This window comes from Clostridium tagluense (assembly GCF_003865095.1).
GTDB classification, from domain to species: domain Bacteria; phylum Bacillota; class Clostridia; order Clostridiales; family Clostridiaceae; genus Clostridium_AD; species Clostridium_AD tagluense.
The window spans coordinates 1-26,179 of record NZ_BHYK01000031.1 but is presented as its reverse complement, the minus strand read 5'-3'; the positions used below and the strand labels follow the sequence as shown (position 1 = coordinate 26,179).

The window sequence follows — 26,179 nt, the reverse complement described above, 5'->3', positions numbered from 1 at the left end:
TCCTATATAATAAAAAAATATCCTTATTATAGTATATTTTCATTTATTCTATTTTTAATGTTGCTTTAAATAATAATTACTATATAATATATATTATATAGTACAACAATAATATAGGACGGAAGTGTTAAAGTGAAATTTTCAACTATTAAAAACCTTTTAAAAGATGACCATAAACCAAAACTTATGGCATTAGATTTTATAAAATATATTGGACCTGGACTGCTAGTAACTGTTGGATTTATAGATCCTGGTAACTGGGCAGCAAATGTTGCTGCTGGTGCCAGTTACGGATATACTCTACTTTGGATGGTAACCCTTTCAACTATTATGTTAATTGTTCTTCAGCATAATGCGGCCCATCTTGGAATTGTTACAGGTAATTGTATAGCAGAAGCATCTACTGCCACCTTAAAACCAAAATTGAACAAAGTAGTGCTTGGCTCTGCAGTCGTGGCTGCAGTATCTACTGCCCTTGCAGAACTTCTTGGTGGCGCTATTGCTTTAAATATGTTATTTGGTATACCTATAAAACTAGGAACGGTATTAGTTTTAGCATTGATTTTATGGATGCTATTCACAAACTCTTATAAAAAGCTAGAAAAATGGATTATTGGCTTTGTTTCTATAATAGGAATATCTTTTATATTTGAACTTAGCCTTGTTCATATCGAATGGGGAAAAGCAATGATAAGCTGGGTTAAACCCTCTTTCCCTAATGGATCTATTCCAATAATAATGAGCGTTCTGGGTGCCGTTGTAATGCCTCATAATTTATTTCTCCATTCGGAAATAATTCAAAGTCGTCAGTGGAATTTAAAAGATGAAACTGTAATAAAAAAACAATTGAAATATGAATTTATGGACACATTTTTCTCAATGTTAATAGGTTGGGCTATAAATAGTGCTATGATCCTTATTGCAGCCGCTACTTTCTTTACACAAAATATTCATGTTACGGAGCTTAGTCAAGCTCAACAAATGCTTACACCCATGCTTGGAAGTATAGCATCCGTAGTGTTTGCACTAGCCCTACTGTTTGCAGGAATCGCCTCGTCAGTTACCGCTGGCATGGCTGGTGGTAGTATTTTTGCAGGAATATTTGGAGAACCTTATGATATTCATGATATTCATACTAAAATAGGTGTAGCAATTACTTTAGTTGGTGCTGCAGTAGTTATATTTTTTATATCGGAACCATTTAAGGGACTCATCTATTCTCAAATGCTCTTAAGTATCCAACTTCCTATAACTATATTCCTACAGATATATTTAACTTCCTCTAAAAAAGTTATGGGCAAGTATGCAAACACTAGATTCGATAAAGTAACTCTTTGGATTATTGGACTTATAGTAACTGCACTTAACATAATGCTATTATTAAGCTATATATTATAAATTCATATAATACAAACAAAGGAATTGGGTGCAATATGTTGCCCAATTCCTTTTTTACTATTTGCCACAATTATAAATATATTTTCTTTAAAAGGCATTAAATCACCTTCATCCTAATATACATAGGTAAAGTAATATAATGAAGCTTTAAGCATCTTCAAAAATAGACAAGCTTATTAGTTAGTTTTTTATTGAAGAAGCCTTAGATAATGGGGGTATTTAAAATGCCAAAAAAAGAGATGATAGCTATGATTCTAGCAGGTGGACAAGGTAGTAGGCTTAAGATGCTTACTAAAAATACAGCGAAACCTGCAATACCTTTTGGGGGTAAGTATAGGATTATTGATTTTACTCTAAGTAATTGTTCAAATTCAGGAATAGATACGGTTGGGGTCCTAACACAATATCAGCCCCTTGCACTAAATTCTCATATAGGTATAGGCGTCCCTTGGGATTTAGATAGAAATAACGGTGGAGTTACACTTCTTCCTCCTTATATGGATGAATCTGGAGGAGATTGGTATAAAGGTACTGCTAACGCGATCCATCAAAATACTAATTTTATAGACTCCTACGACCCGGAGTATGTACTTATTCTCTCTGGAGACCACGTTTATAAAATGGATTATTCAAAAATGCTCAATTTTCACAAAGAAAAATTCGCCGATGCTACTATAGCCGTTATTGAAGTTCCAATAGATGAAGCCTCTAGATTTGGAATAATGAATACTACTTCAGATAACAAAATATATGAATTTGAAGAAAAGCCTCAAAACCCCAAAAATAATATGGCTTCTATGGGGGTATATATTTTCAATTGGAAGTTTCTTAAAAGTTTTTTAAAAGATGATGAAAACAATAAACACTCCAGCAACGATTTCGGGAAAAACATAATACCTTCTATGCTTAAAAACCAAAAGAAACTTTATGCCTATCCTTTTAAAGGCTATTGGAAAGATGTAGGTACTATTAAAAGTCTTTGGGAAGCAAATATGGATTTAATAGATGACAATAATGAATTAAATATTCATGATGAGTCTTGGAAGATATACTCCATAAATCCTACCAACCCAGCTCAATATATAGGCCCTAATGCAAAAGTAACTAATTCACTAGTTGTGGAAGGATGCATTGTTCTTGGGGAAGTTTATAATTCAGTGCTATTTCAAGGAGTTACAGTTGGAAAAAACTCTAAAATATCAAATTCTGTTATTATGCCTAACACCAAAATAGGGGACAACGTTATTATTGATAAAGCTATAATCGGTAATAACGTTATTATAAGAGGTCATTCTCTTATAGGAATTGCAGATGACATAACTCTAGTTGCAGAAGGCACTGAAATTAAATCTAATTCAGTTATAAGATGAGGTGGTTGAATGCTTAATAATTATATGGGTATATTAAATCTAAACGAAAATGAAACAAATATAATAAGTCTTACTAAAAATAGACCACTGGCCGCTATTCCCATAGCTGCTAGGTATAGAATTATAGATTTTGCATTATCTAACATGGTTAATTCAGGTCTTAAAAACATTGGGATTTTCACTCAAAGTAAATCTCGTTCCTTAGTAGATCATCTAGGTTCTGGAAAACCATGGGATTTAGATAGAAGACTCAATGGGCTATTTGTTTTTAATTTGGGAATTGGCAACATGTCTATAAATGATGCAGAAATGTTGTGGAACAACATGGAATATATATATAGAAGTAAAGAAAAAAATGTTATTATTTCTCCTTCTTATATGATAGGGAATATAGATTATATAGATGCCGTGAAATATCATGAAGAGAGGCAGCAAGATATAACTGTCATATATAAAAATATTAAAACTGGGACTAAAAATTTCTTAAATTGCGACGTATTAAATATAGATGAAAACAATAATGTACTAAGTGTAGGAAAGAATATGGGCACTTATGACAGTTTAAATATTTCCATGGAAATGTTCATTATGAAAAAGGACCTTTTAATATCACTCATTAATAAATGTATACAAACTGGTTCTTACTTTACTATTAAGGATCTTATATATAAAAGCATCAAAGATTTAAGAGTTACGGCTTATGAATTTAAAGGCTACCTTCAGTGTATTAATTCAATAAGTACCTACTACAAAGCTAATATGGACCTGTTAAACTTAAAAACAACTAAGGAATTATTTTTTAGTAATGGACCCATCTATACAAAAATTAAAGATGAACCACCTACTAAATATTACGATGAAAGCAATGTAAAAAATTCCATAATTGCTGACGGCTGTATTATAGAGGGGCTTATTGAAAATAGTATTATATCAAGGGCCGTTGTGGTTCATAAAGGTGCTGAAATTAAAAATAGTATTATTCTCCAAAATTGCGAAATTGGAGAAAATTCTAAACTCTTCAATGTTATAATGGACAAAAATGTAATTGTAAATAAAAATAAGCAACTTAATGGTGATGAAGAATTTCCACTTGTAATTGAGAAGAGAGCTTTATTTTAATGTTATTTTACAAAAGATAAGGATACTGTTTTATCCCAAACAGTATCCTTATCCTTTAATTTATTTTATTATTTGTCAAAAGTATTATTATGAAATTCTACATTTTCAAAAATAACAGCTTCCTTATTACTGACTAAACTCTTAACTGCATTATCTTTTATTATGGAATTTTTAACAAGAACATTTGAATTTTCATCTACATTAAATAAATATGGGAAAAATTCACCTGTTGCCTTGTTATTATAAATCTTACATTTGTCAAAAATAACACCCTTAGTATTACTTACATTTATAAGATTAAATTCCACCGTATCATAAAACTTCGAGTCTTTAAATACAATGTTCTTTGAATCAAGTAAAGTCATTAAATCATATGAACACTCCTTAATTGTAGAATTTTCAAAATTAAAATTTTCAACCTTATTAAGATTTATACCTTCTGTTCCGCATCCAAATAAAACTGAATTTTTTATATCAACATTTTTACAATTATCAAAAAAGAATACTCCACCGGTACAAGATCCCTTGTCTGGATAATGCCCTGCAATTATATTTGAAATATTTATGTTGTTTGAATTTTTGAAAGTAAGTACATTTGCATATCTTGGATTAACTAATAATTTTACCTGCGCCTCTTTTAATCCTTCAATGTTTAAATTGCTTATATCTGATATTACTAGCTGTTGTCCATCAAACACTTTTTCAAATTTTATATGCTTATTATTTAAATCTTTTACAGCTAATAAGTCGTATTCACCCGCTTTTAATTTTATAGTCTTGTTGGATCCTATATTTTCTAATAATTCTTTTGCGTTACTAACTTCAATCACTTCATTTTTTATTTCTTTTTCAACTTTTTTTACTACTGTGGAAAAAGCATATACATCATCATAACTACCATACTTATTTTTATATTTCCCCTGCACTCCATCTCTTTTTACTCTAATTGCGAATTTATAATAGTCTGGTTTTAAGTTTAAATTAGATATATTAAGTACTGCGAACTTATTAGCCTCTATAGATTTTGTCCATCCATCTACCATATCTTTATTATTAACTAACTCCCATGAATTCATGGTGTTTTCTCCTATATAAAATGCCTGATACTGAACTTTACCTGTATAATTATTACAAGACGCATATATAGAATTTTCTTGTCCTTCAATGAATGGGAAATGTCCAAGTGATACAATATCCATCTTAGGAACAACTTCTTTCTCTTTAGCTTGTACAACTTCTGTCTTCAAACTTGCTATTGATAAAACCATGGTGAAGCACATTAGAATGCTTATTAATTTTTTTAATAAATTCTTCATATAAATCCCCCCATACTCTTCTATTTTTTTTAAACTACTCACTTATTATACTACCACTATTTATTATATATGTAAATATAATACTTACATTATAAAACACAAATCTCCTAAACCTTAATAATATAAGAAAGGTTTAGCTAGAAAACCCCTTAAGTAACTTTATTGTATCCTCTACATCCTCCATAGAAACCATTTCCGATATAGAGTGAGTATATCTACAAGGAATTGAAATTACTCCTGTTCTTATTCCACCATTTTCTTTATGAATGTTTCCACCATCTGTACTTCCATTTGAAACTCCATATTGAACTTTTACCACCGATCTTTGCGCTGCATTTTCAAGCATTTCTTTGATTTCATGATGCATGATTAAAGTTCTATCTTTTATCTTAATTATGGGACCTTTTCCAAGTTCTAATTTTCCCTCTGCACCAATATAATCTCCTGCCTCCTGTGTATCTAATACTATGCAGTAATCTGGATTTACAGTGTAAGCTGCTGCTCTTGCTCCCCGTCCCCCTAGTTCCTCTTGGCTAGAAAATACAAAATATAGCTCATTTTTTGTTTGTTTAATTTCTTTTATCATCCTAAGAAGAATATAACATCCTATCCTATCATCTAAACACGGACTTATTATTTTATCTTCTACTTCCATGAAATCTGATAAAAGACATGCTGTATCGCCTTCTTTAATCTTCTTTAATGCTTCTTCTCTTGAAGACACACCAAGGTCTATAAATAAATCTTCTATTTTAGGCTCTGATTTTGTAGCACTAACTTTGCCCATAATACCATTTTGAAACACAACAAGATTATGTACTATTTCAGAGGCACGAATTCCACCTATATTACTTACTCGTACAAACCCCTTGTCCTCTATATACGTAGCTATAAGCCCTATTTCATCCATATGAGCACAGAACATTATTTTTTGTGCGCCACTACCTAATTTAACTATTAAATTCCCCATCTTATCTTCTTTTATATCACAATTAATATCCTTTAATTCTTCCCTTATAACTTCTCTAACCTCATCTTCATGGCCACTAACACCAAAGGCTTTAACTAGTTTTTGTAACATTATATCCATGATTAATCCTCACTTTCATAAACTGCTTATTTTTAAAATGTTTTTAGCCACTCCACCATAAGTGTCACAGTATTCTTATAATCCTGTATACTTGCTACTGAAACAGAGGAATGTATATATCTACAAGGCACTGACACTGTAGCTACCTTTGCTCCATCTCCTGACATAAGTATGGCTCCTGCATCATTTCCACCTGCCGTTGCTCTCCTTAGCTGATAAGGTATATCCTTATCTTCTGCCACCTTTATTAATGTCTTTAAAATCTCATCATCAAAAATACTAGTCTTATCCATAATAGATAGTGCAGGACCCTTACCTATTTCTGTGGCATTCAAATGTTTAGGAATACCAGGCATATCTGCACATATAGTTCCCTCTAGCGCAACTCCTATATCTGGTTGTATATTAAAAGCAGAAACATAAGCTCCTCTTTCTCCTACCTCCTCTTGAACATTAAAGCTAACATAAAGATCACAATTATAACTTCCCTTTAATATTTCTATAGCAACAGCGCAGCCCATTCTATCATCAAAGGCTTTTCCTTTAACTAGTCCATCTCCAAACTTACCATACTTCATTTGGAACACCACAAATTCTCCGATTTTTATATTTTTTTTAGTTTCTTCCTTAGAACTTGAACCTATATCAATGCAACACATACTAGCCTTTACATTCTTTTTCCTTTCATCTCCACTTTGTAGATGAATTGGTTTAAAGCCTATTACTCCTGTTATTTTATTTTTGCCTATTAATACAACTTTAGATAGGAGCACCTTGCCGTTAATTCCACCTAAGGATTCAAACCTTAAAGTACCATCTTGATTATATCCAGTAATAATAAAACCTACCTCATCCATATGGGCATCTATAAGTACTTTTGCGCCATTACCTTTTTTATGTGCAATAATATTGCCCATAACATCTACTTTCATCTCATCTACATAATTCACAATTTCTTCTTTTATAATTTCTCTTACTTCTCCTTCAAACCCTGAAGGACCTGCGGCATTAGATAATTTTTCTAAAAGCATAGTAATTCCTCCACGTCCTTTCTACTTACCTTTTCAATAAACTTAGCAATTAATCTTCCTGTATTTATAATATCATCCATATTAACAATCTCAACTGATGTATGCATATACTTGATTGGTATAGATATTAATAGTGTAGGAATACCGCCCCTAGTTACTTGTATATCCCAAGCATCTGTTCCAGTATTGCCAGATTCCACTTCTACGTTATAAGGGATGGCGTACTCATCAGCTATTTCCATAAGTCTTTCTCTAAACTTACTATGAATATTAGGCCCAAAACATATAACAGGACCTCCAGCTAGTTTGTTTTCCCGATCCATATCACCCATAGGACCATTATCAAAAGTTACATCTATAGCAATAGCTAGAGTTGGTAATAAATCATAACTTGCCATTTTAGCGCCTCTATGCCCTACTTCCTCTTGGCAAGAAGCTACAAAATAAACATCTAAATCATGGTTTATTTTTTCTAGTTCTTTGCAACAAGTATACATAGCCACTATACCTGCTCTATCATCTGTAGCTTTACATGTTACATTATTATTTAAAAGCTCATAGAAATCTCTTTTTAATGTTACAAAATCACCAATACTCACAATCTCTTGTAATTTCTCTGTGCTATACCCTGTATCAATTGTTAACCCTGATATAGTAACTGATTTTTCACTTTCTCCCTCAGTCATAAGATGCGGTGGTTTAATTCCTATAATGCCATCTATCTGTTTTTTGCCATGAATAAGAACTTCCTGTGAAACCAAGGTCTTAGGATCAATACCACTACCAATAAACTTTAAAAATCCCTTTGGCATTATCTCCGTTATCATAAGGAAGACCTCATCAGCATGTGCCATAAGCATTATACTTTTTCTTTCTCCATTTTTATTGCCTTTTTTTATAGCATACAGATTATTTAATTTCCCTTCTGTAACTTCGCAAAATGGCTCAAAAGCCTCTTTAATTTGTGCATGTATCCAATGTTCGCGTCCACTTGGAGCATGCGACGTACATAAGTTTTTTAACAGTTGCTTCTCGTCCATAATTTCCCCCTACTTGAGATTCTAGTCTAATTAATATTTACCGTATTTCTTTAATATACTTTAGAACAAACTCATACTTACTTGTATTCTATATATAATGGTTTTTTCCTCCAATATGTGAGTGTAATTTTTGAAACTATTGTCATTCTATGTAACTATAAAAAGCTCTAGGGCACACCCTAAAGCTTTTATTGTTTTCAGTTTTTCCATTGCTTCTTGAAAAATTTTATTCTGAAGTTTTCTTTTTCTGGGCTTTATCCACTAATTTAAAATTCTCTTCTATTGTATTAGGTAGACTTTCCACATATACGCTTGTGCTTGGAAATGCCATTGAAACTCCTTGCTTTTGCAGAATATCCATTATTTTAAAATTAACATCCTCTTTTATTTTAAAGTATTCATCAAAATCTGCTGTATCAGTAAAGAAACATATTAAAACATCTATACTACTTGAATTAAATTTATCGAATCTAACAAGGATGTCCTCCTTATTAATCTGTGAATGATTCTCTAACATATGCCTTATGCTTTCAACACAAGTTTCTAATTTCTCCCTAGAGGTCCTATAATTTAATCCTAAATTAAAATTAACTCTTCGTTTTCCTCTTCTGCTAAAATTGATTACAGCTTCATTAGTTAATTTTGAATTAGGCACTATTATTAATGATTGATCAACAGCTCTTATTTTCGTAGTTCTAAAAGAAATATCCTCTATGCTACCTTCTAATGAGTCATTACTAATCCAGTCTCCAATAGTAAATGGCTTATCCAATATTATAAAAACACCTGCAATAATATTAGCTGCTGCATCTTTAGCTGCTAGTGCAAAAGCAAGTCCTCCTAGTCCTAGACCTGCGACAAAACCTTGAATATTATATCCCCATTTTTCAGCTACTATAGTAACAGCTAATGCTAAAACTACTAATCTTAATGTCTTTGACATAAATGGAAATAATATTTTATCTACCTTTATGTCATAAGCTTTATGCATTCTCTCAAAGAGCACAGAAGATTCGCCAGTGAGATTATATATTCCCCAAGTAATTAAAATAATTACAGCAGAACTAAAAAACTTATCTATAGTTATTAATTTAATTGGAATTCCTGCCCTAGTTAAAATTTTAAAAGCAAAATAAAATCCTAATACCTCAAAAAAATTAGTTACAGGTTTTTGAAAGGCAGCTACTATTTTTGTATCTGCATTAAACTTTGTTTTATTAACAAGTCTCAATATTATTTTAAATACATATTTTGCAAACACTTTTTTTAATAATACAAATAATGCAAACACTACAATAGCTATACCTACATATTGGAATTTGTAGGATTGCATATCAGTAAAAACATATCGTATTCTGTTTTCTACAAAAAAATCAACTATAGACTGGAACAAAAAATCACTCTCCCTTTATCTTATGTTTATATATATAATCATTTTAAGCTAATAATGTTATTTTCTCAATGGATTATGTAAGAAAGAAAGGATTCTTATTAATATATTCATAAACAAAACTTACAAATATTCCTTGACAATAATTTTTAATCCGTATATACTGTTCACATAGTATATATACACTATTAACAAAGGAGTAAATTATGAATATTATAATTTCTAATTCATCACAGCATCCAATTTATGAGCAAATAGTAACTCAAATAAAAACCGCCATTATGAAGGAGGCGCTTTCAGAGGGTGATGCCTTGCCCTCTATAAGAAGTTTAGCAAAAGACCTTCAGATAAGCGTTATAACAACTAAGAGAGCTTATGAAGAACTTGAAAGAGATGGTTTTATAGAAACTGTACCAGGAAAGGGCTCCTATGTTTCTGGTCAAAACAAAGACCTAATAAGAGAAAAAAGGCTAACAGCTATAGAAGAAAAACTAACGGAGGTAACAATTGAAAGCAAACATTTAAATTTAAGTTTAGAAGAATTACAAAGTATGCTAGCACTACTATATACGGAAGAAAATTAATATCTAATGAAATTAGATATTACTAACTATTTATAATTACGTTCTACCAAACTATTAAGGAGAGATAACTATGAATAATATTTTAGAAATAAATAATTTGGAGAAATCCTATAAAAATTTTACTTTAGATAATCTAACTTTTAATCTAGAAAGAGGCTCTGTAATGGGCTTTATAGGTCCAAACGGTTCTGGAAAGAGTACCACCATAAAACTTATAATGAATCTTGTTAAAAAAAATAGTGGAAACATAAATGTTTTTGGACTAGACAATTTAAAACATGAGAAAGAAATCAAACAAAAAATCGGTTTTGTTTATGACGAAAACTATTTCTATGAAGAATTAAACGTCCTAGAAATGAAAAACATCCTTAGCCCTTTCTATAAAAGCTGGAATGACACCTTGTTCGAAAAATTTATAAAAGAATTTGAATTGCCTAAAAAAAATAAAATTAAAAACCTATCAAAAGGAATGAAAACGAAATTTTCTCTAGCACTCGCTCTTTCTCATAATGCAGAGCTAATTATAATGGATGAACCCACTTCTGGACTCGATCCAGTATTTAGAAGTGAACTTTTAGATATTTTATACAACATAATTCAAGATGAAAATGTAAGCATACTCTTTTCAACACACATAACTACAGACCTTGAGAAGATAGCAGATTATATTACTTTTATCAATAAAGGCAAATTAGTTTTCTCCCAAAGTAAAGACGAAATTATTGAAAACTACGGTTTAGTAAAGGGAAGTAAAGAAGTTTTAGATAATGATACTAGACGTGAATTTGTGAGTATAAAAGAAACTAATTGTGGATTTGAGGCTTTAACAAAGGATATCAATAAGGCAAGAAAGATATTTACTGGCAAAACTATTATTGAAAGAGCTTCTCTTGAAGAAATTATGGTATATACAGTTAGGGGGAATGATTAATGTTAAATTTAATAATAAAGGATATAGCTATTCAGAAAAAAACCTTATTATATGCTCTTCTTTATTCTATTTTTGCACCAATTGCTTTTTTTTCCAAGGGCCCCAGTGGCTTCGGTTTATATGTATTATCCCCTGTGGTAACTGCCTATATGCTCATAAGCTTTGCGGTAAGCTATGATGAGAAAAACAAAAGTGAAATTGTATTAAATAGCTTGCCACTTAAAAGAAAGGATATTGTTTTATCAAAATATATATCAGTCTTTGTATTTGCATTTATAGGCATTATTTATTCTATATTAGTTGGATTTATAGGAAAAGCCACTGGTCTTCCTATGTTTGCTGCATCAATTTCATTATTGAATATTATTTTAGTTTTAACATCTGTTTGTATATTTACCTCTATATTTTTTCCTGTATATTTTAAATTTGGGTATATAAAGATGAATTTCTTTAACGTTATACTGTTTATGTCATTTTTATTCGTACCAACAGCAACTATTGAATATGCTACTTCTAATCCAAATAATGTTTTAGTACAAAAAATTAATTATTTTATAAACAACACTTCTAGTTTTACTCAAAACTCACTAGCTATAATCATATGCTTAATTATTTTCTTAATTTCTCTAATGATCTCAATACGCATATATAAAAATAAGGAGTTTTAAACTCCTTTTATTTTAAAAATAGTACTATTAAGACGTTTAATAAATTAGATTGGAGGTATTTTAATGAAAAAAGACAAATTCTTGAACATTGTAACTCAAAATTTTCATATCTATAAAGCTAGTTGTACCATGTTTCTTTTGGGTCTATCAGCCATACTTGCTATATTATCAAACATATTTGGTATGTTCTACTTAGTTCTTTCATTTTTGCCAGTTATTGCGTGGGTAATACTTTTTAACAATGAAAGGAAGAATACCTATTTATAATAAATAGAAGATTATTTTAAAATTGGCTTGTCGTAAATGACAAGCCAATTTTACTTACATTAATCTTCAATATTGTCTACTATAGAATTTAAAACTGAAGCATCACCAATTTCCAATACATACTACTTTAGATATCTCCTTATTTATAAATTAACAGGCTGACTTTCTATCTACCTGAATATTTTTTAAATTTCCAATCTGCATTCCACTATACTCAGCAAAACATGATTTCTCACATTCTTCCTCTATAGTATCGCCGTAGTCTATGCTTGTTTTATTAAATATATAAAAAAATGAAGTTACTCTTTCTAAATTTTTATCTGCTGGTTTATAAGTTGGATCAAATACATATGCCGCTCTATAATATGTGCACGCCATAGACTCGTCCCTTTTATATTCTGAAATAATTCCTAGTAAGTTGTATACTTCTGCCGAATGGTCATTTTCAATCATTCCTGCATACAAATACTTACGTGCTAGATCATATTCATTTGACTTTATTGCATTAATAGCTTCTTTTATATTATTTTCAAAAGAACTTTCTTCATTTATACTTCTTAACATACTATCACCTCAAGTTATCCTTTCACTCTTTATTTTATAATTATATTTTATCAAATTCAATATTAAGAAGGTATAAATATAAACCCTATCGTATAAAGATTGTGTTAAGATTTTATAATTTAACGTTGCTTTTTTCCATCAACTGTTCTATATTAACGCTTTTCATGCCCTCCATAGTTTTATTGTGTAGTTTTAAAAAAATATAAATTAATTGTATAATGAATATATGTTTTAATTCATAACTTTTCACTTAAAGAACCAAAATTTTATAAATAAAGGATTGATTTAAAATGAGTAATAATTCTTTCTACCGAACTACACCTGAAGAAGCATTAAAAGTAGTAGAAAAAGAAATTTCGAAAGGACATCTTAAAATATTTTTAGGCTACGCCCCTGGTGTTGGAAAGACATACTCCATGCTTAATGAAGCTAATAGAATGTTAAAAAGAGGACAAGATATTGTTATAGGTTATCTTGAAAGCCATGGGAGACAAGAAACTAATTCTCAAGTAGATTCTCTTGAGGTATTACCCAGAAAAAAAATAAACTACAATAACATGATTTTAGAAGAAATTCATTTAGGTGAGGTATTAAAACGTAACCCTAAAATAGTACTTATAGACGAACTCGCCCATACTAATGCACCAGGTTCTAAAAATAAGAAGAGATATGAAGATGTTTTAGAAATACTGGAACATGGAATAGATGTGGTTACTACTTTAAACATTCAACATTTAGAAAGTCTTAATGACGTTATAAAACAAATAACAGGTATAACAGTAAGAGAAACAATTCCTGATATTATAGTTGAAAATGCTGAAGAGGTGGTTGTTATCGATATTACTCCTTCAGCACTTCAGTCCAGATTAAAAAGAGGTGATATCTATAAAAACGAAAATATTGCAAGAGCATTAAAAAACTTTTTTAGAGGTGGAAATTTAAATGCCTTAAGAGAAATAACATTAAGACAAACGGCTGAAGAAGTTGATGATGATTTAGCAGAGTATATGAAGAAACACAATATTAGAGAAAACTGGCACACCGCCGAAAGAGTTATGGTTTGCGTAAGTGCTAATCCCTTTGGAAAAAAATTAATAAGGAGAGGTGCCCGCATAGCAAAACGTTATAAATGCGAATGGATTGTAGCTACAGTAAACTGTACTCATGCTTTAGCTACTACTCCTTCTAAAAAAGGTTTAGATATGTTAGCAAATCACTTTAAATTAGCTGAGCAACTTGGCGCTGAGACTATAACCTTAACTGGCAAAAGTGTTTCTAGAGAACTGGTAAGATTTGCTTCACAAAAGCATATCACACAAATTATAATTGGCCATGCTAACCGTTCCTTTTGGCAAATGGTATTTAGAGGTTCTCCAGTAACAAAAATTTTACGTCATGCTAAAGATATAGAAATACACGTAATTCCTGATAACCGCAGCTTTTAATTAAGTTGATATTTAGATGTCATTACCACAACTATCATTTAATTATACAAAAAAGAATGTAGCTAAATTTGTTTACACAAATCTAGCTACATTCCCATTTTTGTTAACTCTCAATTCTGAACTAATGAAGCTTACTTTCAACTTCAATATTAAGTTTCAATATGTTAACTCTTTTATTGCCAAACACACCAAGTTGCCTATCCTGCGTATTATGCTTAACCATTTGTTCTAAATCACTTTTAGCAATACCTGTAGCTTTTGAAATAGCTGGTATTTGTATCTTTGCAGCTTCCGGACTTATATGAGGATCAAGACCTGAGCCTGAACTTGTTAAAAAATCTGCTGGGATAGCTTCTTTTTTCACTTCAGGATTGGCCTTTAAAAATTCATTCATATCCTTTTGTATTCTCTCTGTTAACGCCTTATTAGAAGGCGCAAGATTTGCAGACCCAGAAGATAATGAAATCTTATCTCCCTCCTTGCACGTATTATAATTTACAGCTGAAATTCTTCCATGAAAGTAACGAGGATCCGTAAAGTTTTGACCTATGAGCTCTGAACCTACTTCACGTCCATTCACAGTTATCATACTTCCATTAGCCTTATTATTGAAAAACAACTTACCTACCCCCGTCATTACAGTAGGAAATACAAACCCACATATAAACATCAACGTCAAACTAACTAATATTGATTTTTTTAATACTTTCATTGTTATCCTCCTCAATTATTACGTTAAGTACTTATGCCACGTTAAGTACTTTGAGTAGCGGGAATATTATCATATCTATTATTTTAATTCCACCGAACGGAACCAGAATTCCACCTAAACCATAAATTAATATATTTCTCAAAAGAAGGGTTTCAGCCTTTGATGGTTTATATTTTACCCCTCTCATAGCTATTGGAATTAATAGAGGTATTATTATTGCATTAAAGACTAATGCTGATAATATAGCACTTGAAGGCGTAGCAAGCTTCATTACATTTAATACATTCATTGTGGGAATAGCTACAGTAAATATTGCTGGTATTATAGCAAAGTATTTTGCAACATCATTTGCTATACTAAATGTAGTTAGTGCTCCCCTTGTTATAAGTAACTGCTTACCTATTTCTACTACTTCAATTATCTTAGTAGGATCAGAATCTAAATCCACCATATTAGCAGCTTCTTTTGCGGCAACAGTACCACTATTCATTGCAAGCCCAACATCCGCTTGTGCAAGTGCCGGAGCATCATTAGTACCATCACCCGTCATAGCAACAAGTTTTCCTTCTGCTTGTTCTCTTTTTATAATATCAATTTTACCCTCTGGGGTACACTCTGCAATAAATTCATCCACCCCTGCTTCTTTTGCTATTGTAGCCGCTGTAAGTGGATTATCCCCTGTACACATAATGGTTTTTATACCCATCTGTCTTAGTCTTTCAAATCTTTGCGTAAGTCCTGGTTTCACAGTATCCTTTAAATAAATAACTCCAAGTATTTCACTATTTAAACAAACTACTAAGGGTGTTCCTCCAAGCATTGAGATTTTTGTTGTAACTACTTCTAAATCTTTTGAAACCTTACCACCAAGTCCCTGCACCATTTTTATAATACTACTAATAGCACCTTTTCTTATAATAGTTCCATCCTGTAAATTTAATCCACTCATTTTAGTTTGAGCAGTAAACTCTATAAATTCTGCTTCTTTATAATCCTCTACATCTAAAGATACTCCAAGTTTACTCGCAAGTTCAACTACAGACCTGCCTTCAGGAGTTTCATCCTTTAGGGAAGATATTAATGCATATTTTATTAATTTATTTTGATCACACCCAGATACAGCCGTAAATTCTGCTGCAAGTCTATTACCGTAAGTTATTGTACCAGTCTTATCCAAAATCATAACATCTACGTCTCCGCAAGCTTCAACTGCTTTACCTGACATAGCAATTACATTAAATCTTGTAACTCTATCCATGCCTGCAATTCCTATAGCTGATAATAAACCACCTATTGTAGTTGGTATTAAGCATACAAGCAATGCTATAAGTGTAGATGCAGGAATCTTAACACCCGAATAAGATCCTAATGGGTGTAGCGTAACAACAACCATAAGAAAAATCATTGTTAAAACTGTTAATAAAATATTTAATGCCATCTCATTAGGAGTTTTTTGTCTTGAAGCTCCTTCAACTAAACTTATCATTTTATCAAGGAAAGACTCTCCTGGACTAGCTGTAATTTTGATTTTAAGCCAATCACTCACGACTTTAGTTCCCCCAGTAACTGAGCTAAAGTCTCCACCAGACTCTTTCATAACAGGCGCTGATTCTCCTGTTATAGCGGATTCATCTACAGCTGCAAGGCCCGAAACAATTTCACCGTCATTTGGTATTATATCCCCATTCTCAACAAGAACAATATCTCCCTTTTTAATCTGTGACGCATTGGTAACTGTTATTTTACCATTTTTGTCTAAAAGTTTAGCCATTGTATCTTTTTTTGTTTTCTTCAAACTTTCAGCTTGAGCTTTACCGCGCCCCTCCGCCACTGCTTCTGCAAAGTTAGCAAATAGAACTGTAATGAAAAGAATCAAAGCAACTAATCCATTATATACTCTTAAATTCGTACCTGTATCACCAAAGGCCGTAGGAACAAAAGTAAGAAATAAAGTTATAAAAAATCCAACTTCAACAATGAACATAACAGGGTTTTTTATCATTAATTTAGGGTTTAACTTTTTAAAAGAATCTTTAAGTGCATCATTAAAAATCTTTTTACTTATAAACTTCTTTTTACTATCTTTATTACTCATATATATTACTCCTTACATTATTAAATATTTTATTGCATTAGGTGTTCAGCTATCGGTCCTAATACTATAGCTGGCATAAATGTTAACGCTCCTATTATTAAAACTATAAATACTAATATTATAGTAAATGTAGTGTTGTCTGTCCTAAATGTAGAATTTGATTCTGCTACAGACTTCTTAGCTGCTAGCGAACCAGCTACAGCTAAAAGAATAACCATGGCGAAAAATCTTCCTGCATACATAACAAGCCCTGTACTTACATTCCAAAACATAGTATTATCTGCCAATCCCTCAAAACCTGAACCATTATTAGCAGCAGAGGAAGTAAATTCATAAAGTACTTGGGTTAACCCATGGAATCCTGAATTAGTTATACCCGCGAGCCCCTGCTTCGTAAGTACAGCTATACTTGAAGGTACAAGAATTATAAAAGGATGTATTAATATAGCCAAAGATATTAGCTTAATTTCCTTTGCCTCAATTTTTTTACCCAAAAATTCCGGTGTCCTTCCCACCATTAGCCCACATAGGAATACTGTTAGTATCGCGTACATTATCATATTCATAAAGCCTACACCTTCACCACCAAATACTACATTAAGCATCATCTGCCATAGTGGAACCATTCCACCAAGAGGTGTTAATGAATCGTGCATATTATTTACACTACCTGTAGTAAATGCTGTTGTAACTGTTGTAAATAGCGCTGAACCTGGAAGTCCAAACCTTATTTCTTTACCTTCCATATTACCCATAGCTTGGCTTAAATTAAGATTAGCAATTGCAGGATTCCCAGCTTTTTCAGCATTAAAGCAAACTACTAAAGACAATACAAACAATATAGACATTGCCGCAAATATAGCCCATCCTTGCTTTTTCTTTTTTACCATTAGGCCAAAACAATAAACTATAGCTCCGGGTATTAACATCATAGATAACATTTCTATTAAATTTGAAATCGGAGTAGGATTTTCAAATGGGTGTGATGAGTTTGAACCAAAGAAACCACCACCATTAGTACCTAAATGTTTAATAGCTTCAAAGGAAGCTACAGGTCCCAGGCCAATAACCTGTTTAGTTCCTTCTAACGTCGTAATAACTTTATTTGGCGAAAAAGTCTGTGGAACTCCTTGTCCCATTAAAAGGATTGTTACTATTATTGAAAAAGGAATTAAAACCCTTGTAGTAACTCTTACTAAATCAACAAAGAAATTACCTATCATTTTAGTCTTTCCAGTAATACCTCTTATAAAAGCAGCTGCAACGGCAACTCCTGATGCTCCAGACGTAAACATAAAGAAAGTTATAACTATCATTTGACTTAAATACGATAATCCCCATTCTCCACCATAGTGTTGAAGGTTTGTATTAGTCATAAAACTAAAAATAGTGTTAAAAATAAGTGAAGCATCCATAGCTTTGTTACCATTAGGGTTTAAGAAATGAACGCCTTGAATCCTAAGCACTAGGTAAGCCATTAAAGTCATAACCATATTAGATACTATAAAAGCAACGGCATATTGCTTCCAAGTCATCTCTTCTTTTGTTATCCCTGTAATTTTATATATTAAGTTATCTACCTTGTCCATAACTGGATCTACAAAAGATCTCTTATTGTTTATAACTTTATATATATATTTTCCAGTTGGAATTATAAGCAATACAAAAATTATAAGTGTTAATACAATTTGAAAAATGTCCATAAATAACTACCCTCCATCTATTTCTTTTAAAATTTTTCGGGATTAAACAACGCATACCCTAAATACAAAAACAATAAAATTGCAATTACAATTAAACCTTTCATAAAATCCTCCATTTAATTATCACTTTAAGTGATATATTGATTTTTATTTATTAATTTGTGCTTCACACCAATTAATAAAGGGTAGTACTAGCAAAAAACAAAATGCTGTCCCGATTATGAATATTACATCCATCATGAATTTACGTCGCCTCCTTCTGATCACCTTATGCATTCATTCTAACAAATGCAAAATAAAGATAGTGTAAAGATGCTAACTTCTGCATAAATTTTATGTTAAGAAATACTACCATTATTCTCCATAAAAAAAGATGAAGCCAAAAGCTTCATCTTTTAAAAATTATTCATCTACTAAACGATATCCTACTCCAACTTCCGTTATGATATACTGTGGCTGGGCAGGATCTTTTTCTATTTTCCTTCTTATATTAGCCATAAATACCCTAAGAGATTGCGTCTCATTTTCAAAATAACTTCCCCAAATCTCATCAATTATATACTTATGAGTTAAGACACGTCCTGCATATCTTGACATTAACTCAATTAATTTGTACTCCATTGGTGTTAAATGTATTTCTTCATGCAAAATTGTAACTCTGCGTTTTTCAAAATCAATTTTTAAATCCTTAACCTGGAATACTGATTGCGCAATATTTTGTGAATTGCTATCCCCATTAAAATGTCTTAGTGCCACCCTGATTCTTGCTAAAAGCTCAGCTACGCTAAAAGGCTTAGTCAAATAATCATCCGCACCGCTATCTAAGGCTTCGACCTTTTCACTTTCATGTCCACGAGCTGAAACAACTATAATCCTAGCTTTTGTGGACTCTCTTACTTTTTCAATAACATTAAGACCATCAATATCTGGAAGGCCTAAGTCTAAAATTATTATATCTGGATTGTTGGAAAAAATCAGTGCTATAGCTGTATTCCCAAATTCAGTTTCAATACACTTATATCCCTGCGCCTCAAGCGAAACTTTCATAAATTTTTTAATAGGTTTATCATCTTCAACTATTAAAATCAAAGGCTTTATATCCATTTTCATCGCTCCTTATTCCAGGTAAACTAAATCTAAATGTAGCCCCACCAGAAGAGTTATTTAAAGCTTCCATACATCCACCATGTGCTTCTATAATAGACTTACAAATAGCAAGTCCTAGTCCTATGCCTCGTTTTTCTAGGCAATCGCCCTTAGTCTTTGTATAGAATCTATCAAATATAGACGTTATATCTTCTTCTGGTATCCCTTTCCCATTATCTGATATATCAAAAACCACATTATCTTCCTTTACTGTAACTTTAACCGTTATGATGGAATCATCCTGCGTATACTTTATAGCATTATCAATCAAATTAATAAGCACTTGTTCTATTAATAACCCATCTACAAATAATATAACCATATCTTGGGGTAAATCAGTCACGATATTATGACTTCCCGAAAACCTTTTAACTCTCGATATGGATTCAGCAACAATTTCTTCAACGACCTCTGCATCCTTCTTAATTTCAAGTTTACCTTCATCTATTCTTGTCATGCTCAATATATTTTCAACTGAATGTATAAGCCAACTTGTATCTTCATAAATTATATCAAGAAGCTCTTTTTTTATATCATTATCAAGTATATCATAATTGTCAGTAATTGTAGAAACAGATCCTAATATTCCTGTTAGCGGAGTTCTTAAATCATGTGAAATTGATCTTAAAAGATTACCCCTAACTCTCTCTCTTTCGGCCTCTAAATTTATATTTTTTTTCTTTTGATATAAGTCTTCCCTTTCAATAGCTAAAGCAATTTGTGTAGAAACTGACTCCAAAAGAATTTTTTCATTTTTTGATAAGGTATCTTCTTCTAAACATACTATACCAATAATTCCAAGAATTTTATTTTGCCCTTTAATGGGATGATAATATCCAACACTATTTATGGAGATATCAGCTTCAACACCTACTGATTGGCCTGTTTTAAAGCATTTCTCAATTGCCAAAACCTCTACATCTGACTTGAAAATATTCCTACCATATTCTCCATTAACCATATAATCACTTGGCTTTTGCAAATTATTTTTATCATCTAGTATAGCTATCATAATAGTTCTATTAAACATATCAACTAAATTGTCACCACAAAACTCCACTACTTGTTTTTTATTTCTTGCTGTAAGCAATGATTTGTTAATTTTATATAAAATTTTCATTCTATTTTCACGTATAAAAGATATTCTAACTTGCGTTTTAACTCTTGAAGTCAAAGTACTTGTAATAATTGCGGCTATAAGCATTATAATAAAAGTTACTGGATAGTCGGCTCTATAAGCTAAAAAACTATAATATGGTACCGTAAAGAAAAAATTAAATGATAGTACTCCAATTATCGAAGCCATTGTACCATAAATATATCCATCAGTACTTATTGATACAAATAATACTCCTAAAATATATACTATTATAACATTTGACTCATGAATCCCAATTTTTCTAAATATCAGAGTTATTATAGTTGATAAACTCATAATTGCTATAATTTTAAACACATTGGCAATTATCATTTGTTTAGGTTTGATTTCGCTATAGTCATTATATTCATACTCATTAAAAATTTTTAGAAACCACTCATTTAATTTGCTTTTTTTCAAACGCACCACCACCTCCTAATATATTTAAATACCCCTTAATTTCCAAAAAAAAGCATTTCATTTTGAAATGCTTTTAGTAAATTTTTTATATGAAAAAATTAAAGTAAGTGTAATAAGTGTTAGTATTGTTGCTATAATTTTTTTATTGTTACTTATAGGGATTATTACTTTTTCACCAACCTCTATAATTTCAACCGAGCTTGCATGGATATCCATATCACCACCATGTTCCACGCAGGCTCTATTAAAAGTACCATTTATTTTCAATAGATCTCCCTTATAGCCATACTTACCAAAGTTTTTTATACTTTTGACTTGTTCATTCTTAATCCATATCCCCATAGCATTGCTTCCATCACTTATATTTACCCAGGAATATTTACCTCTATTCATACTTTCCCCAATAGCTTCACCTTTTAGTGTAATTTTAGCATTATCAATCTTTTTTCCATTTTCGATTAATTCAGTAAAGTTGCTATATTCCTTTGCCATGCATGCTATGGGAAAAGAAAAAACTAAAATACATATTAATATTATTGTTTTAAAAGTCTTAACCATAATTTCTTAATGCCTCCAAATGTAACTCCTATTAGCGCAAACACAGATATAAATTCTAATCTTCCTAAATACATTGCAATTATATAATATATCTTAAGTAAAGTTGGCATTGATGGAGCCGTAATTCCAATGGATAATCCTACATTTCCTGTAACTGATGCAGCCTCAAAAGCTGCACTAAGCACTGGGTATCCATAATAGGTTCCTAGTGCAGTACCTACAAAAAATAAAATTATATAACATATTATTATAAGATAAGCAGATTTCACCATTGCATCCTCTAACACAATTTCTTTTATATGATGAAACTTAGCTACCCTTATCTTTCTGTCAGAATTTATCAATTTTTTCACTTCTACACCTATACTTTTAAAAACCAATCCTACCCTAAGCCCCTTAAAACCACCCGCCGTAGAACAGGCTGATCCACCTATAAGCATGGCTATTATCATCATAACTACAGGAAAATCTCCCCACTCAGTTGCAAACTGCCTTGCATATAGATTACCAAACCCTGTAGTTGTATGAGCTGATAATATATTATAAACACCTTTTCTGAAAACTGATATAGCGTTACTATATACTCCCGAATTTGTTAGTTTTAATGCTGCAAAAAAAGAAATAAGTAGAGCTGTAATAAAAAAACTCTGTGTTTCAATATTCTTCAATATTTCTTTCTTCTTTCCTTGCCATACTGCATAATGTAATGCAAAATTTAAAGAACCAATAACGAAGAAAATCATTGTCAATAACTCATAGGAAAGACTATGATAATACAGCATATTTTGAGACATCGGCGCAAATCCACCTGTGCTCCAAGCAGACATAAAAATAAATAATCCATGAAAAAGAGCAGTTACAGGTCGCATGCCTATAAGTATTCCATTGATCCAAAGCATAATAGTGCCTACTACTAAATATATAATGCTTATTTTCCATATTATTCTTGCCGTATTTTTTACATTAGGTACGAGTTCTGCATCCTTACCTTCACCAACATACATTTTGTAAGCACCTAAAGTATGGTCTACCATAAAACTTAAAGCGAGTACTACCATACCTTGTCCCCCAACAAAGGTAATAATATGTCTCCACATATTGAGTCCCAGTGAAAGATGGTCAATATTTTGGATAAGTAAAACTCCTGAGGTTGTAAACCCACTCATAACATCAAAACATGCATCTAAGAAAGATTGAGTATTTCCACTAAGATGATATGGCACCGCACATAACAAAGTTAGTATAAGCCAGGAGCTAGATGCAATAATTAATCCATGTTTCCATTGCACTTTTACTTTATCAATCTTACTCTTACCTGTAGCCATAAGCAATATACCTAAACTAATAGCTATACTTATACTAATAGTAAAATCTAAAAGTGCACTCCATTCCTTAAATATTAATGAAGTAAGCATTGGTATCAGCATTAAACTTGCGGTTCCTATGATTACATATCCTACATAAAAATTTATTATTTTAAAATCATCAAAGTTTTTTATTATTTTTTTCATATAATCACCTTGCCAAAATCATATTAATGCCATATAACACAAATAAAAACATTAGTGTATATCCTATCTCTGTAATTACTCCACCTATAATCTTTTTGCTTGTCATAATATTTACCCTCCAATTATAGATTTCTCTACATCTTTCTTTCTATCTGTATTTGTTATGATAAGTACTTTATCGCCCTCTTTTATGTCTTCGCCGCCTCTTGGAAAAATCACTTTCTCACTTCTTATTATTGATATTATTAGACATTCCTTAGGTAATTTTAACTTTTCTATAGATTTATCTTTCCATGCACTGTCCTTATCTATTTTCGCTTCTACTAATATCATTTCCCCTCTATTTATGCTTTCTATTACTTTTAGAGGTTCGCTATTAAATTCTCCTTCTATTAAATTACAAATTACTTGTGTGCTACATACAGTCTTATCTACTCCTAATGCCTTGAATATTGCTGTATTTTTAGGATTATTGATTCTGGCTATTGTCTCATTAATATTAAAGTTCACTTTAGCCATCTGACATATTACCAAATTTTCCTCATCTTTACCCGTTACTGCAGCTACTACTTCCGCTTCCTCAATACCCGCATCTTTTAGTACTTCAACATCCGACCCATCCCCGCATATTACGTCTACCTGAATTTCTTCAGCAATCTTTTGGCAAATATCTATGTCTTTTTCTATTAATACTACTTGATGTTTTTTTTCTTTTAATGCTTTAACAAGATAGTACCCTACCTTTCCACCACCAACTATTACTGCTCTCATATAAGTTTCTCCCTCATTATCGCCTTTACCAACTTTTCTTTATTCTCTTTATTTATGCTACAAACTATTTTATTACCCTTTTTAAATAGTTCATTTTTATTTGGAATCATAAATTCACCATTTTTACAAACTGCACATATGCTACAATTAAACTTATCTTCTATTTCTAAAACATTTTTAAACTTAAGTTTGTTTATTGTAATCTCTTCTATAGATATATCATTGTTTAACGTAAATAGTGTATCTGAATTTTTATCTATTATTTTGTTTTTAATTATATTTATACCTAATTCAGTTGGACTTATAGTTTGTAATCCTAGTTTTCTATAAATAAATTCTCTGGATGGGTCAAAGATTCTAGCTATTACTTTAGGTACCTTAAATATATTCTTCGCAATTTGACTAGCCATAATATTTATATTATCTGCAGGGGTCATGGCCAAAAATATATCTGCTTTATCTATTCCAGCTTCCATCAATGTATCATTATCTATCTCCACACCTTTAATTTTAATTCCATTAAAACCACTTCTAAGGCGCTGCAAATTGGCTGCATATTTGTCCACTATTACCACATCATGACCATCATTAGAAAGTTCCATGGCAAGTCCACTGCCTAATCTACCACAACCTATTATTATAATATACATAGTTTGTTCTCCTTACTTGAATTTCTTTATTGAAAAATAATAATTTCTTATTAAATTTGAATATTATATGTATATGTTAAGCGATTTTAGGGCATATCGCAACTTTGTCTAACTCATTTTAAAATCATTATCCTAATTGTTGTATGTGATTTAAGAGATTTATCACTGCTATTCTTTGTTTATATTCGTTATCCTTCATTTTTCTTATAGTATTAAATCAATAATTGAATATATGAGTTTTATTAAAGAAATATATTGTATTTATACTCCTTATACGCCTATAACTTACATCTACCATATACTTTATCTGTTAATTTGTAGTTGCATATAATCAATAAAAGTCTTATACTTATATGTAAACTTAAAAATACAAGTGATATTTATGCTGAAAATATAGTTCTATATAATTAATTATATTATTAATTATTGGGGAAAGAAGGGCAATTATGAAGAAAGTTTTAGTTGTAGATGATACAAAAAATATTCGTACACTGCTCGGAATTTATCTTAAACTAAAGGGATTTGAAGTTTTGATGGCTACTAACGGTCATGAAGCGCTATCCTTAATTGATACAGAACCTGTAGATCTAATATTTTTAGATATTAAAATGCCTGAAATAAGTGGCACAGAGGTCCTAAAAAGAATTAGAGCTAAAGGTTTAACTGCTCCTGTAGTAATTATGACAGCTTTCGCTACGGTTAAAAATGCAGTGGATTGTACAAAACTTGGCGCCATTACTTATTTACAGAAACCTTTTACTACAGATAAAATTAAGACTATTATTGATGAAATGATAACAAAGGAAGAGGCTCCAAATGCAAAAAATATTGAATATCAAATAATGATTATAAAACAATTAATATCTGAGAATAACCTAAAAAAAGCATTGGATGCACTAAAAGTAGTTTTATCTACTGATCCAAATACTCCTGAAGTTTATGAATTAATATCTATGGTATACAGAAAACAAGGTGACTTAAGAAAGGCTGAAATATTTCATAATATGGCTGCCCAATGGGAATAAAAAAAAGCACTTCATAAAGAAGTGCTTTTTTTGGTGGCTTACCGGGGAATCGAACCCCGGACACCATGATTAAAAGTCATGTGCTCTACCAACTGAGCTAGTAAACCATGTTACCTGGCGACGACCTACTCTCCCACAAAGTTACCCCTGCAGTACCATTGGCGCATTGAAGCTTAACCGACCTGTTCGGTATGGGAAGGGGTGTTACCTTCATGCCATAATCACCAGATTGAGAAA

General features: G+C 31.3%; 25 protein-coding genes, 1 tRNA gene and 1 rRNA gene. 9 read left to right on the top strand and 18 right to left on the bottom strand.

The window, feature by feature from the left end; genetic code table 11:
- Positions 1-186 precede the first annotated feature (186 nt).
- The 3 genes from Ctaglu_RS19810 to glgD all read left to right on the top strand — a co-directional run bounded on the left by Ctaglu_RS19810 (position 187) and on the right by glgD (position 3,887).
- Positions 187-1,398 (top strand): Nramp family divalent metal transporter, encoded by a 1,212-nt coding sequence (locus Ctaglu_RS19810; protein WP_125004991.1) that lies wholly within the window; start codon positions 187-189, stop codon positions 1,396-1,398.
- 224 nt (positions 1,399-1,622) lie between these two features.
- Positions 1,623-2,768, top strand: coding sequence for a glucose-1-phosphate adenylyltransferase (locus Ctaglu_RS19805; protein ID WP_125004952.1), 1,146 nt, complete (start codon positions 1,623-1,625; stop codon positions 2,766-2,768).
- A 9-nt stretch (positions 2,769-2,777) separates the two neighbouring features.
- Entirely contained in the window at positions 2,778-3,887 is a 1,110-nt protein-coding gene (gene glgD, locus Ctaglu_RS19800; RefSeq protein WP_125004950.1) for a glucose-1-phosphate adenylyltransferase subunit GlgD, read from the top strand.
- A 68-nt stretch (positions 3,888-3,955) separates the two neighbouring features.
- Here the strand turns inward: glgD and Ctaglu_RS19795 are convergent, their stop codons facing one another.
- The 5 genes from Ctaglu_RS19795 to Ctaglu_RS19775 all read right to left on the bottom strand — a co-directional run bounded on the left by Ctaglu_RS19795 (position 3,956) and on the right by Ctaglu_RS19775 (position 9,757).
- Positions 3,956-5,203, bottom strand: a complete 1,248-nt coding sequence (locus Ctaglu_RS19795) for a right-handed parallel beta-helix repeat-containing protein (RefSeq protein ID WP_125004948.1) — start codon at positions 5,201-5,203, stop codon at positions 3,956-3,958.
- Positions 5,204-5,336: 133 nt separating this feature from the next.
- Positions 5,337-6,293 (bottom strand): M42 family metallopeptidase, encoded by a 957-nt coding sequence (locus Ctaglu_RS19790; protein WP_125004947.1) that lies wholly within the window; start codon positions 6,291-6,293, stop codon positions 5,337-5,339.
- Positions 6,294-6,325: 32 nt separating this feature from the next.
- On the bottom strand, positions 6,326-7,324 hold the full coding sequence (locus Ctaglu_RS19785; protein ID WP_125004945.1) for a M42 family metallopeptidase: 999 nt from the start codon (positions 7,322-7,324) through the stop codon (positions 6,326-6,328).
- Entirely contained in the window at positions 7,315-8,364 is a 1,050-nt protein-coding gene (locus tag Ctaglu_RS19780; protein ID WP_125004943.1) for a M42 family metallopeptidase, read from the bottom strand. The genes Ctaglu_RS19785 and Ctaglu_RS19780 overlap by 10 nt, the downstream gene beginning before the upstream one ends.
- A gap of 226 nt (positions 8,365-8,590) precedes the next feature.
- A complete protein-coding gene (locus Ctaglu_RS19775; RefSeq protein WP_233439882.1) occupies positions 8,591-9,757 on the bottom strand; it encodes a mechanosensitive ion channel family protein in 1,167 nt (388 codons plus the stop codon).
- A gap of 203 nt (positions 9,758-9,960) precedes the next feature.
- Here Ctaglu_RS19775 and Ctaglu_RS19770 point away from each other — a divergent pair, with 203 nt between their 5' ends.
- The 4 genes from Ctaglu_RS19770 to Ctaglu_RS19755 all read left to right on the top strand — a co-directional run bounded on the left by Ctaglu_RS19770 (position 9,961) and on the right by Ctaglu_RS19755 (position 12,204).
- The gene (locus Ctaglu_RS19770) at positions 9,961-10,338 is read left to right on the top strand and encodes a GntR family transcriptional regulator (RefSeq protein ID WP_125004941.1); all 378 of its coding nucleotides are present in this window, start codon (positions 9,961-9,963) and stop codon (positions 10,336-10,338) included.
- A 70-nt stretch (positions 10,339-10,408) separates the two neighbouring features.
- Positions 10,409-11,269, top strand: coding sequence for an ABC transporter ATP-binding protein (locus Ctaglu_RS19765; RefSeq protein WP_125004939.1), 861 nt, complete (start codon positions 10,409-10,411; stop codon positions 11,267-11,269).
- Complete coding sequence (locus Ctaglu_RS19760; protein WP_125004937.1) at positions 11,269-11,937, top strand: ABC-2 transporter permease; 669 nt, start codon at positions 11,269-11,271, stop codon at positions 11,935-11,937. Before Ctaglu_RS19765 ends, Ctaglu_RS19760 begins: the two co-directional genes overlap by 1 nt.
- Before the next feature lie 63 nt (positions 11,938-12,000).
- Positions 12,001-12,204: a hypothetical protein gene (locus Ctaglu_RS19755; protein WP_125004935.1), complete on the top strand. Its 204-nt coding sequence runs from the start codon at positions 12,001-12,003 to the stop codon at positions 12,202-12,204.
- 150 nt (positions 12,205-12,354) lie between these two features.
- Here Ctaglu_RS19755 and Ctaglu_RS19750 read toward each other — a convergent pair whose 3' ends face one another.
- Entirely contained in the window at positions 12,355-12,768 is a 414-nt protein-coding gene (locus Ctaglu_RS19750; RefSeq protein ID WP_125004933.1) for a hypothetical protein, read from the bottom strand.
- Between the two features lie 290 nt (positions 12,769-13,058).
- Here Ctaglu_RS19750 and Ctaglu_RS19745 point away from each other — a divergent pair, with 290 nt between their 5' ends.
- The gene (locus Ctaglu_RS19745) at positions 13,059-14,213 is read left to right on the top strand and encodes a sensor protein KdpD (RefSeq protein WP_125004931.1); all 1,155 of its coding nucleotides are present in this window, start codon (positions 13,059-13,061) and stop codon (positions 14,211-14,213) included.
- Between the two features lie 121 nt (positions 14,214-14,334).
- On the opposite strand, the gene kdpC is transcribed toward Ctaglu_RS19745, so the two are convergent.
- From kdpC to Ctaglu_RS19695, 10 genes are all read right to left on the bottom strand, one after another.
- Positions 14,335-14,925, bottom strand: coding sequence for a potassium-transporting ATPase subunit KdpC (gene kdpC, locus Ctaglu_RS19740; protein WP_125004929.1), 591 nt, complete (start codon positions 14,923-14,925; stop codon positions 14,335-14,337).
- A 31-nt stretch (positions 14,926-14,956) separates the two neighbouring features.
- Positions 14,957-17,020, bottom strand: a complete 2,064-nt coding sequence (kdpB, locus tag Ctaglu_RS19735) for a potassium-transporting ATPase subunit KdpB (RefSeq protein ID WP_125004927.1) — start codon at positions 17,018-17,020, stop codon at positions 14,957-14,959.
- Between the two features lie 29 nt (positions 17,021-17,049).
- Positions 17,050-18,723 (bottom strand): potassium-transporting ATPase subunit KdpA, encoded by a 1,674-nt coding sequence (kdpA, locus tag Ctaglu_RS19730; protein WP_125004925.1) that lies wholly within the window; start codon positions 18,721-18,723, stop codon positions 17,050-17,052.
- Positions 18,724-18,749: 26 nt separating this feature from the next.
- Positions 18,750-18,827: a K(+)-transporting ATPase subunit F gene (gene kdpF / locus Ctaglu_RS26510; protein WP_224617774.1), complete on the bottom strand. Its 78-nt coding sequence runs from the start codon at positions 18,825-18,827 to the stop codon at positions 18,750-18,752.
- A gap of 298 nt (positions 18,828-19,125) precedes the next feature.
- Positions 19,126-19,827, bottom strand: a complete 702-nt coding sequence (locus Ctaglu_RS19720; RefSeq protein WP_125004921.1) for a response regulator — start codon at positions 19,825-19,827, stop codon at positions 19,126-19,128.
- Positions 19,796-21,427, bottom strand: coding sequence for an ATP-binding protein (locus Ctaglu_RS19715; protein WP_233439880.1), 1,632 nt, complete (start codon positions 21,425-21,427; stop codon positions 19,796-19,798). The genes Ctaglu_RS19720 and Ctaglu_RS19715 overlap by 32 nt, the downstream gene beginning before the upstream one ends.
- Before the next feature lie 57 nt (positions 21,428-21,484).
- The gene (locus Ctaglu_RS19710; protein ID WP_125004919.1) at positions 21,485-21,985 is read right to left on the bottom strand and encodes a DNA-binding protein; all 501 of its coding nucleotides are present in this window, start codon (positions 21,983-21,985) and stop codon (positions 21,485-21,487) included.
- A complete protein-coding gene (locus Ctaglu_RS19705; RefSeq protein ID WP_125004917.1) occupies positions 21,961-23,496 on the bottom strand; it encodes a TrkH family potassium uptake protein in 1,536 nt (511 codons plus the stop codon). The genes Ctaglu_RS19710 and Ctaglu_RS19705 overlap by 25 nt, the downstream gene beginning before the upstream one ends.
- Before the next feature lie 111 nt (positions 23,497-23,607).
- A complete protein-coding gene (locus Ctaglu_RS19700; RefSeq protein WP_125004915.1) occupies positions 23,608-24,267 on the bottom strand; it encodes a potassium channel family protein in 660 nt (219 codons plus the stop codon).
- Positions 24,264-24,917 carry a potassium channel family protein gene (locus Ctaglu_RS19695; protein WP_125004913.1) on the bottom strand — a complete coding sequence of 218 codons (654 nt, stop codon included), beginning with the start codon at positions 24,915-24,917 and terminating at the stop codon, positions 24,264-24,266. Before Ctaglu_RS19695 ends, Ctaglu_RS19700 begins: the two co-directional genes overlap by 4 nt.
- A gap of 446 nt (positions 24,918-25,363) precedes the next feature.
- Between Ctaglu_RS19695 and Ctaglu_RS19690 the strand changes: the two genes are divergently transcribed.
- Entirely contained in the window at positions 25,364-25,942 is a 579-nt protein-coding gene (locus Ctaglu_RS19690) for a response regulator (RefSeq protein WP_125004911.1), read from the top strand.
- 31 nt (positions 25,943-25,973) lie between these two features.
- Here Ctaglu_RS19690 and Ctaglu_RS19685 read toward each other — a convergent pair.
- Both Ctaglu_RS19685 and rrf read right to left on the bottom strand, forming a co-directional pair.
- Positions 25,974-26,049, bottom strand: a tRNA-Lys gene (locus Ctaglu_RS19685).
- Between the two features lie 5 nt (positions 26,050-26,054).
- A 5S ribosomal RNA gene (rrf, locus tag Ctaglu_RS19680) occupies positions 26,055-26,171 on the bottom strand.
- Between the last annotated feature and the right edge of the window lie 8 nt (positions 26,172-26,179).

What these genes read in the sequence shown, in the direction of transcription:
- kdpF (WP_224617774.1), bottom strand. Translation starts at nt 18,827, where the DNA reads ATGAAAGGTTTAATTGTAATTGCAATTTTATTGTTTTTGTATTTAGGG.
- Ctaglu_RS19720 (WP_125004921.1), bottom strand. Translation starts at nt 19,827, where the DNA reads ATGGATATAAAGCCTTTGATTTTAATAGTTGAAGATGATAAACCTATT.
- kdpC (WP_125004929.1), bottom strand. Translation starts at nt 14,925, where the DNA reads ATGAAAGTATTAAAAAAATCAATATTAGTTAGTTTGACGTTGATGTTT.
- Ctaglu_RS19745 (WP_125004931.1), top strand. Translation starts at nt 13,059, where the DNA reads ATGAGTAATAATTCTTTCTACCGAACTACACCTGAAGAAGCATTAAAA.
- Ctaglu_RS19765 (WP_125004939.1), top strand. Translation starts at nt 10,409, where the DNA reads ATGAATAATATTTTAGAAATAAATAATTTGGAGAAATCCTATAAAAAT.
- Ctaglu_RS19785 (WP_125004945.1), bottom strand. Translation starts at nt 7,324, where the DNA reads ATGCTTTTAGAAAAATTATCTAATGCCGCAGGTCCTTCAGGGTTTGAA.
- Ctaglu_RS19700 (WP_125004915.1), bottom strand. Translation starts at nt 24,267, where the DNA reads ATGAGAGCAGTAATAGTTGGTGGTGGAAAGGTAGGGTACTATCTTGTT.
- Ctaglu_RS19795 (WP_125004948.1), bottom strand. Translation starts at nt 5,203, where the DNA reads ATGAAGAATTTATTAAAAAAATTAATAAGCATTCTAATGTGCTTCACC.
- Ctaglu_RS19760 (WP_125004937.1), top strand. Translation starts at nt 11,269, where the DNA reads ATGTTAAATTTAATAATAAAGGATATAGCTATTCAGAAAAAAACCTTA.
- Ctaglu_RS19770 (WP_125004941.1), top strand. Translation starts at nt 9,961, where the DNA reads ATGAATATTATAATTTCTAATTCATCACAGCATCCAATTTATGAGCAA.
- Ctaglu_RS19695 (WP_125004913.1), bottom strand. Translation starts at nt 24,917, where the DNA reads ATGTATATTATAATAATAGGTTGTGGTAGATTAGGCAGTGGACTTGCC.
- Ctaglu_RS19805 (WP_125004952.1), top strand. Translation starts at nt 1,623, where the DNA reads ATGCCAAAAAAAGAGATGATAGCTATGATTCTAGCAGGTGGACAAGGT.
- Ctaglu_RS19750 (WP_125004933.1), bottom strand. Translation starts at nt 12,768, where the DNA reads ATGTTAAGAAGTATAAATGAAGAAAGTTCTTTTGAAAATAATATAAAA.
- Ctaglu_RS19705 (WP_125004917.1), bottom strand. Translation starts at nt 23,496, where the DNA reads ATGAAAAAAATAATAAAAAACTTTGATGATTTTAAAATAATAAATTTT.
- Ctaglu_RS19810 (WP_125004991.1), top strand. Translation starts at nt 187, where the DNA reads ATGGCATTAGATTTTATAAAATATATTGGACCTGGACTGCTAGTAACT.
- Ctaglu_RS19710 (WP_125004919.1), bottom strand. Translation starts at nt 21,985, where the DNA reads ATGGTTAAGACTTTTAAAACAATAATATTAATATGTATTTTAGTTTTT.
- kdpA (WP_125004925.1), bottom strand. Translation starts at nt 18,723, where the DNA reads ATGGACATTTTTCAAATTGTATTAACACTTATAATTTTTGTATTGCTT.
- glgD (WP_125004950.1), top strand. Translation starts at nt 2,778, where the DNA reads ATGCTTAATAATTATATGGGTATATTAAATCTAAACGAAAATGAAACA.
- Ctaglu_RS19780 (WP_125004943.1), bottom strand. Translation starts at nt 8,364, where the DNA reads ATGGACGAGAAGCAACTGTTAAAAAACTTATGTACGTCGCATGCTCCA.
- kdpB (WP_125004927.1), bottom strand. Translation starts at nt 17,020, where the DNA reads ATGAGTAATAAAGATAGTAAAAAGAAGTTTATAAGTAAAAAGATTTTT.
- Ctaglu_RS19790 (WP_125004947.1), bottom strand. Translation starts at nt 6,293, where the DNA reads ATGGATATAATGTTACAAAAACTAGTTAAAGCCTTTGGTGTTAGTGGC.
- Ctaglu_RS19755 (WP_125004935.1), top strand. Translation starts at nt 12,001, where the DNA reads ATGAAAAAAGACAAATTCTTGAACATTGTAACTCAAAATTTTCATATC.
- Ctaglu_RS19690 (WP_125004911.1), top strand. Translation starts at nt 25,364, where the DNA reads ATGAAGAAAGTTTTAGTTGTAGATGATACAAAAAATATTCGTACACTG.